A 12004-nucleotide genomic window follows, 5' to 3' on the forward strand; every position below is an offset into this window, starting at 1 on the left:
AAATAATATTACTATAAAAAATCTGAAATCAACAAGGGTAAGTTTATGAAAAACACAAAAATTAAGGTAAAAACTATACAGCAAATATTAAAAAATAAAAATATATCTATTCCTAATTATCAATATGATTATCTTTGGGAAGATGATTATGTTAATCAACTTCTTATAGATCTATTATTCCATTTTAAGAAAAAAACCACTTATCAATTAGGTACAGTGATTATTCATAGAAACAAAAAAAACAATACTTTAAATATTATTGACGGCTATCAGCGTTTGATTATTCTAGCCATATTATTTTATGGATTAGATAATAATACTGAACTTGGAAAATCTTTATTGGCATTAAAAAGAGAAATATTTAATGATAAAAATCACCAAAAAATTATCAATCATTATAATCTTATAAAATCATTTATTGATCAACAATTTGATCATGAACAGTTAAAATATGAATTTATCGATCATATCAAAAAATATACTATAAGCTATATTGAAACAACAAATTTATCACAAGCCATTAAAATCCTTAAATCACAAAATACGACCAATAAGATTATCGCCAATAATGGATTATTAGAACTCCACTATTCAACAAAAACCATTGATAATAAACAAAATATTAGTCCTCATAAAGCATATTCATTAACAATTAACCAACTTATCAATAAAAAATATATTATCCCACTTAGCCAACATCATTATGATTGGCAAAAATCAGAAATAGAACAACTGTTGAATGATTTAAATAATGCTTATAAGAAAGGTGAAGAATTTTATTTTGCTACTTTATTGTTAAATAAGAAGCAAGATAATTGCTATGAAGTAATCGACGGGCAATATTATCTCATTATACTAAAATTATTAATAATATTTTGCTTATGCTGGAATAAAAAGGATAAACGTGCATTAGAATTTAATTTTGAATTATCTTTCCCTTATCAACAAGAATACAATAATATATTTACAAAATTATCAAATGAAAGTTTCTTAAGTTCTAAAAGTATAGATGAAATCAAAGAAAAAAATACGCATTACTTGCAGAATTTGTATGATATTATAAAGAACTATTTATATTATAGTGATATTAGTTCTAATATAAAAGGAATAGAAGAAGATTATATAAAATTTATCTTCAATAAGGTTAATCTATTTCATATGGAACTTGCTAGCCATATTGATATTAAACATTATTTTAACATCATAAATCAACAAACTAAACAATTAACAGTTCAACAAGTAATTAAATCAAAGTTTATAAGTAAACTTAATAAAACCCAGAAAGAATCCTTTTGCCATATTTGGGATTATTGTGCCAATATGGATAGCTATCTTTTACAGGAAATTGAACCAAATAATGATGCTTTCCTTAATGCTCTCAACAATATTTTATTTGGCAAAGAAAATATTAACCAAGGTTATTTAGAATATAGCGGTAAAGAAATATTAACTCATAAAATAATAACCAAAGATAATTATCATTATCCGATAAGTAATGATCAACAGGATAATAAACGACAAAAATACCAATTAATTTTTGATTTGGTGGAAAAAGAGAAAATTAACCAACGTGATTTACAGGGCTGTGGTAAAGATATATTAACTAATCAAGCAATGATAGAGAATAATGGTAATAATCTAACAATCAATCATAAAAATAATAATTTGCATAAATATCAATCAATTATTGATTTTCCTCAATTCTTAATGTTAGCACTGGAAATTTTTAAAGAAAAAAACAACAATACTAGCAAAGATATAGATCTAAATACAGCAGAAATAATGGAAAGATTTGATAACTATTTTCTACTATATTTTGATGGTCAAGCAATGGATTTTATTATTCATTTATTTAAATTACGTATGATTTTTGATAACTATATTATAAAAATTGATCATAGCAACAATAAAAACTTTGTTCTTTATCATTATAATAGCAACAAAAACTTACTCACAAATACTTTTGATAATCAAGAAGAAAATAAGCATATTACTATGTTATTATCGGTGCTTTATCTTTCTTGTAAAAATGACGGAATTCAAGAAAGAAAAGATACTAATTTTCTGGAAGACAACTATATACATTGGCTATATAAAATAGTTAGTCATATTTATAATAGGGATAATCATTCAATAACTGCACAGCAATACATTATTCAGCTGCAGGAGCTAGCTCATAATGAATTTAAAAACCGGAAAAATTTTTATAGAGGTAAAGATATACCACAATTTTTGTTTTTCTATCTGGATTATTTATTATGGTTAGATTATAAAACAGAAAAAGAATATTTTAAAAATATTGAGGATAAGGTAAAAAAATATATTGATATTGATAATTTTAGCTTTACAGACAATAACTATATAATCGAATATTATGAAATAAACGGACAATACTTGGATGAAGTATTCACAAGAGATTGTAAAGATTATTTTGGTAATTTATTTTTAATACCACAACAGCAATACTATTGTTTACATAACAAAACTTGGCAAGAAAAACGCAATCAATATGATATAACAGAAAAAATGAAATTAAATTGCCTCAGCATTAAGCAAGCCATAATGTTTAGTTATGAAAACTGGACATTGTATGAAAGTGCTGATCATTTAATAAAAATGAGAAAGTTCATGTTTAAAAATGAAGAATATAACTGTTGTTGGCCTTCAATTAATGTTATTGGCATTGGCGAAATGGGAATTGAGGTGGTAAATAATCTTATTAGAAATCAATCTTCAATATTAGTTGAAGGTGCTGATACTAAAATTAATTTTCATGCTATAGGTACAGATAGCAAACGATTAGAAAAGAGTTTAGCCAAAACAATAAAAATTGATGAAATTGTTGTAAAAGGTGTAAGTAAAGGCGTCAACACTGAACAGAATATTGCATTAGCCCTGCAAGCTCATCAGGCGATGAATGAGGCTAATGAAAATATTAGCCTAATAGACTATATTAGTATTGTGATTACCAGTATAGATTGTGACATTACAAAAGCAATTTTACCTATGTTTGCTTTTTCACCTATAACGGTACTTGTTCCCCCTTTATCCTTTAATCAAGATCATGAATATTATCAACATATTGATGATTTTGCCAATAACTATGAAATTGAAGTATTGCATGTAATACCTACTGAAAAATTAGCATTAATTCCCCATAACAAAATTTATAATGATACTTTTTCTCAAAATATGGCTGCTATTAATGAAATCATTCAGCAAATACTTACAGCTTATTCTGCCCCTCAAATTTCACCTAATATACCATATGGTGCACTTTGGCATGACCATTATTACGATCCCCGCGAAGGATATGCAATGGTGGGTTATTCCGATATTATAAATAATGTTGAAGGAGCAATAGGAAAGGCTTTTCAGCAAGCAATTACAAGTCCATTATTGCAAGATATTGATCCAGCTAGCGTAAAACTGATAACAGTTCATATCTCTGCTGGCACATATTTTTCATATGAGGAATATATAGAAATCCAGAATATTCTCTATAAACGGATAGAACAATATAGCAATCAGGAAGATCTACCTTGCTTTATTACAACATCACTTCAACCTAATTTAGCGGAGAAAATACAGGTTATTGTTATGTTAAGGGGATTTAATATAAGCAATAATCTGTTATTAGATTAAGAGACAAAATTACAAATAATATTTATAATAAACTAATCAGCAACCTGTAGAGAAGCATATCTATGACAGAAAAAACAACGACTGGAACAAAAACAATACAAGAAATTCTTAAAGAAAAAAACTTATCTATTCCTAATTATCAACGCCCCTACAAATGGAGCGAAAAGCACATTCATCAACTATTAGATGATCTCTATTTTCATTTTGACAAAGATAGAGATTATCAATTAGGTACGATTATTATTCATAACAATGAAAATAGTTTAAAAATTGTTGATGGGCAACAGCGATTAATTAGTTTATCGCTTTTATTTTATGCTTTAAAGCCTGATAAAGAACTACCACTATTAAAACAAGGAAGAGATAACCTAAATGCTGAAAACAAGCAACAAATTATAAATAATTATCAGTTAATCACATCATTTATCAATCTTCGTCTAGCTGATAAGGTTAAAAAACAAGCATTTCTTGAGAAAATTGAAAACTATAAAATGGGTTATATTGAAATTACCGATCTTGATGAAGCCTTTCAGCTTTTTGACTCACAAAATTCAAGGGGAAAACCCCTTGAGGCTTATGATTTATTAAAAGCCTATCATTTAAGAGAAAAATTTGATAATGAAAAAAATAAACTGCAATATGTAAAAAAGTGGGAAGAAGCCGCTGATGCGACTGAAGCAAATCTAAAGCAGGTCATTGGCGATATGCTATACCCATTACGTAAATGGTATAAAAATGAAAAATATCTTCATTATTTTTCTCGTCAACATATTGATATGTTTAAAGGGGCTAAACCTGAGCAAAATGATCCTTATTTACTGGCTATTTATGCCAGCAGAGCGATACATCAGATACAAGCACAGTTTCATTACTTAGTGGATAAAAAATTTAGTCAATCATATTTTTCAGTGAATCAGCCTATTATTAATGGCGAGTTGTTTTTTGAATATGTCATACATTATATTGAGGTATATCATTTTCTGTTTAATCAAGAGAAAGGCTATTTATCTAAGGACTTTTATTTATTGAAAAATTTAAAAAATAGTGAAAAATATAAAAAAGAAAATTATAAAAGTCTATTCGATTTTATTCATAGTTATAACGGATCTCATAGAACAGGAGATGGTTATATTAGGGAATTATTTAAATGCTTAATTTTCCGATATTATGATAAATTTGGCTATAACAAACTTGATGAGGCAGTAAATCTCTGTTTTAGATGGTGTTATAAACTAAGATTAGAAAATGGAACATTATTCTATAATATCATAGAAGACAAATTGCTTTACCCTAATAAAAATAGCTTATTAAGATATTTAGAAAATGCCAGTTCCGCTGAGGAATTTCTACGTTATCCAATAACCAAAATAAATAAAGTAGAACGAAACGATTTAGACTATTTAGAAAATATTATTAATGGAGAGCTCTAACAATGCTAGAGAAACTAACAATTAAAGAATTATCAAAAAATCAAGATAACTACATTATTCCTATTTACCAACGTAACTATGCTTGGGGGAAAGATGAAATTGAGCAATTACTTAGTGATATAAAAAATGCGTGTACACGCTCGTCAGAAAAAAATTATTATATTGGTAGTCTAGTGGTCAGTGATGCCCAATCAAACAACAGTTATGAAGTGGTTGATGGGCAACAACGATTAACCACGCTTAAGATATTATCTCTTGCAATAGAAAACCTGAAAGTTAATGAAGACTATCGTTTTGAAATTAATTTATCATTTGAACACCGAGCGACTTCAAATGATGAATTAGAAGGATTAAAAAATCAAGATAACGCTAACAACCCGTTAGCTAAAAATAACATTAGCCTTGCTTATCAATTAATCGTCAATTATTTACAGTCAAATCTTTTATTACCAGAGGATAAAGATAAGTTTTTCCAGTTTTTATCTAATAAAGTAATTCTATTTAGAAATAAACTAGCAAAGGATACAGATCTTAACCATTATTTTGAAATAATGAATAATCGTGGTGAGCAACTGGAACAAAGCGAAATTATTAAAGCCAGATTAATGGGCTTGCTGAAAAGCAAGCAAGAACAAGCCTGTTTCGCTTATATTTGGGATTGTTGTGCTAATATGAATAATTATATTGAGCATAAAATTAAAAAAGAGGATAAAATTAATATTGACAATATTAATGATTTTTGTCAATTATCAAAAAAGTTTGAGAATATATCAGAAACAGAGCATAATAATAAAAAAACTATATTAGATATATTAACAGGTGAAAAGGATGAAAATAATGAAGAACAAGCAGAACAAACAGAATTAGAAAAATACTATTCTATTATTGACTTTCCAAACTTTTTAATGCACGTATTAAAATTGTTTGTATCAGAGACAAAAGGAAAAACAGAAGAAGAAAAAAATATACCGTTGGATAATACAAAACTTATTAATAAGTTTGATGATTATTTTACTAAAAACAAAAATGATAACGAAAGTAAATCCGAGGATAAGGTTAAAAACTTTATTATTAAGTTATTAAAATATCGTTTACTTTTTGATAGCTATATTATTAAATTAGAGAATAACAATGCAAGAAACTTTGTTCTTTATAGTTATAATAATAAAGATGAGTACAAAAACACCTTTGAGAATGAGAAAGAACATAATAATATTATTATGTTGTTATCAATGTTTGACGTTTCTTTTAGAGCGAAAACCTATAAAAACTGGTTATATTACACCTTAAAATATTTGTCTTTCAAAAATAAAATAGAAGCGAAAGACTATATTAAATTTTTACAACATTTTGCTTATAAACAATATGAAAAAATAAAAGAAACAAATAAAATAGAGGATAATTTTCTTCATCAAGGTACTAATACACCCCATTATGTATTTTTCTATCTTGATTATTTATTATGGCAAAAATATCAAGATAACAAAGATGATAATGAATTTCATAACATTAAAACCTATCTTGATATTAATAATTTCCGCTTTGTAACCAGTAGAAATTCTATTGAGCATTATTTACCACAAAGTAAAGAAAATAAATTAGGTGAAAAGGAAAAACAAGATAACCTTATTAATGATTTTGGAAATCTTTGTTTAATTCCTCATAATCAAAACGCCAGTTTGAGTAATAATAGTATTGAAGATAAAAAAAGGAAGTATCAACATAACGAATTACAATGTGTCAGTATTAAGCAAGCTATAATGCTAACCGAGGATAATTGGGAGGCTGATGAAATAAAAAATCATTCTAAAGAAATGATTAAGTTAATTAATCATAAACCAGAACAACTAGAAGAATATGATGAGCTAATAACTCTTTGATTAATAATTAGCTAGGGACATTATTTGTCCCTATATTATTTTTTGCTTAGTTACTCCCCAAATTTCATCGCCAAATTTACTGATCCACCAATTTAGCATTTCACTATCCGCCACTGTTGCTTGAATATAATAATAATCTTCCGTTTGTTGTAAAATAACTTGATCCTGAGATAAAGGTGTTTCGGTTAAATGAAAGCCTGCCCAACGGTCAATATAAAAAGACAATTTAATTTTCTCTCCCTTGCCAAAACTTAAACGTCCATCTGCTTGAAATTTATTCAAATCAAAATCCTTTGGGCGTTCAAAAGAAAGAGTAGAAACGGTTGCTTGTTGAATACGATGTAAAGCGAGCAAACGTTCATCGGAAAAATGTTCATAGCGTACAATCAAATAAATACTTGCTCCTTGTTGTACGATAGCGAGGGGCATAACGCTCCCATTATGGCATTTGCCAAACTGATTTTGATATTGAATTTTTAGCCATTTATTATGAAAGAGGGCAATGCTAACTTGATTAAATACCTGTTCATCAATATTGGCAGGCACTAAGGGCAAGCTGGTAGGGGCTTCGCAAACCTTACCTAACCATTGGTTGCCCAATTTTGCTTGTTGATTATTTCCAGCCAAAACTTGCTGAGCTTGTTGAAAAAAGGGTTTCATTCCATCAATAATAGTGGCTGGCAATAAATATTTTAATTGTTGTTCGGCTATTCTTAAAACTAAAGATTGCTGTTCATTTAATTCAGAAACATTAAAACCTTTTGCTTTTTCTAACCAACTATAAGTATAAGGTTTACAGCTATCATCGCATTCTAATTGATCAAAATTTTCTGTTAAATATTTTAATTTTCGCTGAATATCTCGGAGATGAAGACCGCTATGTTGTAAAGCCTGTGCAATTTCACTGGAACTGATTTTTCTAGGTTTACGAGGAATAAGCTGTAATATTTTTAAATAGACTTGTAAACTATCAATATCTTTCTTGCGGGTAACCATTTTCTTTTACCTCATTAAACTACGAAATACTTATCTAGGGCTATTATAATCGCCCCAACGTATAAACAAATCCTGAGGTAATTGAATGCCTAATTGATCGCAAAGGCGATTGACGCTTTGATCAATGAGTTCTGATAAACTACGAGGGCGATGATAGAAAGCGGGCATTAGTGGCATAATTTTGCCGCCAATTTCTGCCACTTGGGTCATTAAGCGTAAATGCCCTAAGTGCAAAGGGGTTTCTCGTACACAAAGCAATAAGGGCAAGCCCTCTTTTAAACACACATCAGCAGAACGTGTGATTAAATCATCGGTGTAACTATGGGCAATGCCTGATAAGGTTTTAATGGAACAAGGCACCACAACCATACCTAAAGTGCGGTAAGATCCTGAAGAAATTCTTGCCCCAATATCACGACTATCATAACAATGATCCGCTAAGGCTTTAACCGCTGACAAACTATAATCCGTTTCCGCCTTAATAGTTTGCTTAGCGGCTTGGCTAATAACTAAATGGGTTTCAATTTGCTTTAAGGGCTGTAATACCTGTAATAAACGAATGGCATAAATCGCCCCTGATGCCCCTGTTATCCCAATAATTAATGGCTTTGCTTTAATTTTATCCATTATGAATTTCTAAATTACTGGCATCTTTTGCCCGTTTTTTCTTGGCGGCATCATTGCGTAACTCAGCAATGCTTTCTAAGTATTCTGGGGTAACATCACCTGTAACATAGACCCCCGTAAACACCGAGCAATCAAAGTCTTTAATCGCTGGATTTTCTTGTTGCACCGATTCCGTAAGAGCCGATAAATCTTGGAAAATCAGCTTATCCACGCCGATAGATTGTGCAATTTGTTCTACATTACGTCCATAAGCGATCAATTCGTGTTTGGTCGGCATATCAATACCATACACATTAGGATAACGAATTTCTGGCGCGGCGGAAGCAAAATAAATTTTCTTTGCCCCTGCGGCTCTTGCCATTTCAACAATTTGTTCGGACGTTGTACCTCGTACAATAGAATCATCAACCAATAAGACGTTTTTATCCTTAAACTCAGCGGAAATAGTATTAAGTTTACGTCTTACTGCACTAATACGCTGTGCCTGTCCCGGCATAATAAAGGTGCGTCCCACATAACGGTTTTTCACAAAACCTTGCCGATAAGGTTTATTTAATACATGGGCAATGCGTAAAGCAATATCGTTAGAGGTTTCAGGCACAGGGATAACCACATCAATATCATCAACATCTTGCCATTCTTTGGCAATTTTTTGCCCTAAACGTTCGCCCATATGCACACGAGCCGCATATACCGATACGCCATCAATACAAGAATCAGGGCGAGCAAAATACACATATTCAAAAATACAAGGGGTTAACGTTGGATTTTCTGCACATTGTGCCGAATATAATTGCCCATCAAAGGTAACATAAATCGCCTCGCCCGGCTCTACATCACGCACTAATTCAAAACCAGCGGTATCTAAAGCAACGGTTTCTGAGGCAAACATATATTCTGTTTTTTCGCCGTCATCACGCTTACCTAACACTAAAGGGCGAATACCATGGGGATCACGAAATGCCACCATACCATGTTGAATAATCATCGCAATACAAGCATAAGCACCACGAATATCCCGATGCGTTTGCTTAATGGCATTAAAAATATCTTCTGGGGATAACTGATCTTTATCAATTTGATCAAAATGATAAGCTAGAATATTGAGCAAAGCCTCTGAGTCTGAATTGGTATTCACATGACGGCGAGCTCGCTTGAATAGCTTATCTTTTAATTCCGCTGAATTGGTTAAATTGCCATTATGCACTAGGGTTAAACCATAAGGGGAATTCACATAAAAGGGTTGAGCCTCAGACACATTAGAACTGCCCGCAGTAGGATAACGCACATGACCAATTCCGGTGTTACCTTGTAACCTTAGCATGTGGATCTGCTGAAAAACGTCCATCACCAGTCCATTAGCTTTACGCAGACGGAAACGATTTTCATCGTCAATGGTTACAATACCCGCCGCATCTTGCCCACGATGCTGTAAGACCGTTAAAGAATCATAAATCGTTTGATTAACAGGTTGATAACTGACGATGCCAACAATACCACACATAAATAGTGCCTTCCTTATTTGTTAATTTAATGTTGTTACATTAAAGGGGTTGATTTTAAAAAACTTGAACTAGTTTGTAGTTGCTGAAAAAACCACTCAACAATAAAACCAAAGTGCGGAATTAATTTGGATTCTTTCCACCATTCACTTTGGCTAAAATTGGTAAAGGTATCTAAAAAGAATAATAGGGCAGCAACAATTAGCACACCTCTTAATAAGCCAAAGCACGCCCCCAAAACGCGATCGGTGCCTGATAGCCCTGTTTTATCCACTAGCTGCCCAATAATATAATTAATCATTGCCCCAATGATTAAGGTCGCAAAAAACAAAATGGCAATGGCTGTACCGTTACGAATATAATCCGATTCAATTTGTGTGAGAAAATTTGCGAGATAAGGATAAAAATGGCTTGCCACGAAAAACGCCACTAACCAACTGGCTAAGGACATTACCTCTCGCACAAAACCACGCAATAAACTAACGATAATAGAAAATGCAACAATACCAATAATAATATAATCAATCATGCCAATATCTCTAATAAAAACCGTTTTTTGGCAGGGCTATTCTAATCAATTCCACCAAAAAAGAAAACGTTTGCGTCAAAAATAAGTGATTATTTTCCGTAAAATCAAAAGGGGGATTATAGCAGTATTATGAAAAGCGGGGAAGTTGGGTACAAAGGTTTAGCGAAATGTAGATGATAATTTAGTAACTTGCTAAGTAAATCAATAACGCTTTCGCCGTAAAAAGTGCGGTCAAAAAATCATTTTTTTAACCGCACTTTGAAATAAAGATAAATTTAGAATAAAGGATTAAAGGATATTACTTTAATATTTCTACCCCCTCACACCCATTTTGGTTGCCATTATCACAGGCTTTCTTCAACCATTTTTTAGCTTGAACAAGATCCTCTTTAATTCCTTGTCCTAAAGCATACATAAATCCTAATCTAGCTTGCGCCAGAGCATGACCTTGTTCCGCCGCTTTGTAAAACCATTGCGCTGCTTGAACATAATCTTGTTTTACCCCTTTACCATTAAAGTACATATCACCTAACATAAATTGTGAAGAAACATCACCTTGCTCCGCTGCTTTGCGATACCATTGTGCTGCTTGAGCATAATCTTGTTTAACAACTTCTCCTAAAACATATATAGCCCCTAACCGAGTTTGTGCATCAACATAGCCTTTCTCCCCCGCTTTGCGATACCATTGCACTGCTTGAGCATAATTTTGTTTTACTCCTCGTCCATGATAATGCATATTCCCTAAATTATATTGTGCTTTAGCATGACCTTGTTCCGCCGCTTTGCTATACCATTTTGCTGCTTGAGCAGCATCTTGCTTTACACTTACACCTTCTTCATAAGCTATACCTAAAATATATTGTGAAAAAGCATGACCTTGCTCAGCAGCTTTGCGATACCATTCTACTGCTTGAACATCATCTTGTTCTACACCTATTCCTTGTCTATACATATCTCCTAAATTAAATTGTGCATTAGCATGACCTTGCTCCGCTGCTTTACGAAACCATTCCACTGCTTGAGTATCATCTTGTTTTACCCCTTTCCCCTCAGAGTACGCAATGGCTAAAGCAAACTGTCCAGAAATATCACCTTGTTTAGCGGCTTTACGAAACCATTGTACTGCTTGAATATAATCTTGCTTTACATCTTCACCTCTATAATAGAAGAAACCTAATAGAACTTGTGCAGTAACATCACCTTGTTCTGCCCGTTGCTGTAACTGAGTAATCTTTGTTTGGTTAGCTTGACTAGGTAAACTCAGAACAACAAATGTACTAATTAGCATTAAACTAAAAAATAAGTTGGCTTTCTTGAGCTTATTAAAGAAAAATTGATATATTTTCATAAAAAATCTCCGTTATATATTAATTCACTTAATAGATATTAGAT

At 31.3% G+C, this 12004-nt stretch carries 8 protein-coding genes; 3 read left to right on the top strand and 5 right to left on the bottom strand.

Annotated elements, in window-relative coordinates:
• The first annotated feature begins 45 nt into the window (after positions 1–45).
• The 3 genes from A6A20_RS00840 (at position 46) to A6A20_RS00850 (ending at position 6955) form a co-directional block, all read left to right on the top strand.
• On the top strand, positions 46–3645 hold the full coding sequence (locus tag A6A20_RS00840; protein WP_279571697.1) for a GmrSD restriction endonuclease domain-containing protein: 3600 nt from the start codon (positions 46–48) through the stop codon (positions 3643–3645).
• Between the two features lie 62 nt (positions 3646–3707).
• Positions 3708–5075, top strand: coding sequence for a DUF262 domain-containing protein (locus A6A20_RS00845; protein ID WP_279571698.1), 1368 nt, complete (start codon positions 3708–3710; stop codon positions 5073–5075).
• A 2-nt stretch (positions 5076–5077) separates the two neighbouring features.
• Positions 5078–6955: a DUF262 domain-containing protein gene (locus A6A20_RS00850; protein ID WP_279571699.1), complete on the top strand. Its 1878-nt coding sequence runs from the start codon at positions 5078–5080 to the stop codon at positions 6953–6955.
• 30 nt (positions 6956–6985) lie between these two features.
• Here A6A20_RS00850 and A6A20_RS00855 read toward each other — a convergent pair whose 3' ends face one another.
• The 5 genes from A6A20_RS00855 to A6A20_RS00875 form a co-directional block, all read right to left on the bottom strand.
• Positions 6986–7951: a helix-turn-helix transcriptional regulator gene (locus A6A20_RS00855; protein ID WP_279571700.1), complete on the bottom strand. Its 966-nt coding sequence runs from the start codon at positions 7949–7951 to the stop codon at positions 6986–6988.
• 30 nt (positions 7952–7981) lie between these two features.
• Positions 7982–8578 carry a UbiX family flavin prenyltransferase gene (locus tag A6A20_RS00860; protein WP_279571701.1) on the bottom strand — a complete coding sequence of 199 codons (597 nt, stop codon included), beginning with the start codon at positions 8576–8578 and terminating at the stop codon, positions 7982–7984.
• Complete coding sequence (purF, locus tag A6A20_RS00865; RefSeq protein WP_279571702.1) at positions 8571–10082, bottom strand: amidophosphoribosyltransferase; 1512 nt, start codon at positions 10080–10082, stop codon at positions 8571–8573. The genes A6A20_RS00860 and purF overlap by 8 nt, the downstream gene beginning before the upstream one ends.
• Positions 10083–10117: 35 nt before the next feature.
• The gene (locus tag A6A20_RS00870) at positions 10118–10609 is read right to left on the bottom strand and encodes a CvpA family protein (protein WP_279571703.1); all 492 of its coding nucleotides are present in this window, start codon (positions 10607–10609) and stop codon (positions 10118–10120) included.
• Positions 10610–10907: 298 nt separating this feature from the next.
• Positions 10908–11960 carry an SEL1-like repeat protein gene (locus A6A20_RS00875; protein WP_279571704.1) on the bottom strand — a complete coding sequence of 351 codons (1053 nt, stop codon included), beginning with the start codon at positions 11958–11960 and terminating at the stop codon, positions 10908–10910.
• Positions 11961–12004: the final 44 nt, after the last annotated feature.

The sequence above is a fragment of the Volucribacter amazonae genome (assembly GCF_029783845.1).
Lineage (GTDB): Bacteria > Pseudomonadota > Gammaproteobacteria > Enterobacterales > Pasteurellaceae > Volucribacter > Volucribacter amazonae.

What these genes read in the sequence shown, in the direction of transcription:
- purF (WP_279571702.1), bottom strand. Translation starts at nt 10,082, where the DNA reads ATGTGTGGTATTGTTGGCATCGTCAGTTATCAACCTGTTAATCAAACG.
- A6A20_RS00845 (WP_279571698.1), top strand. Translation starts at nt 3,708, where the DNA reads ATGACAGAAAAAACAACGACTGGAACAAAAACAATACAAGAAATTCTT.
- A6A20_RS00870 (WP_279571703.1), bottom strand. Translation starts at nt 10,609, where the DNA reads ATGATTGATTATATTATTATTGGTATTGTTGCATTTTCTATTATCGTT.
- A6A20_RS00840 (WP_279571697.1), top strand. Translation starts at nt 46, where the DNA reads ATGAAAAACACAAAAATTAAGGTAAAAACTATACAGCAAATATTAAAA.
- A6A20_RS00855 (WP_279571700.1), bottom strand. Translation starts at nt 7,951, where the DNA reads ATGGTTACCCGCAAGAAAGATATTGATAGTTTACAAGTCTATTTAAAA.
- A6A20_RS00850 (WP_279571699.1), top strand. Translation starts at nt 5,078, where the DNA reads ATGCTAGAGAAACTAACAATTAAAGAATTATCAAAAAATCAAGATAAC.
- A6A20_RS00860 (WP_279571701.1), bottom strand. Translation starts at nt 8,578, where the DNA reads ATGGATAAAATTAAAGCAAAGCCATTAATTATTGGGATAACAGGGGCA.
- A6A20_RS00875 (WP_279571704.1), bottom strand. Translation starts at nt 11,960, where the DNA reads ATGAAAATATATCAATTTTTCTTTAATAAGCTCAAGAAAGCCAACTTA.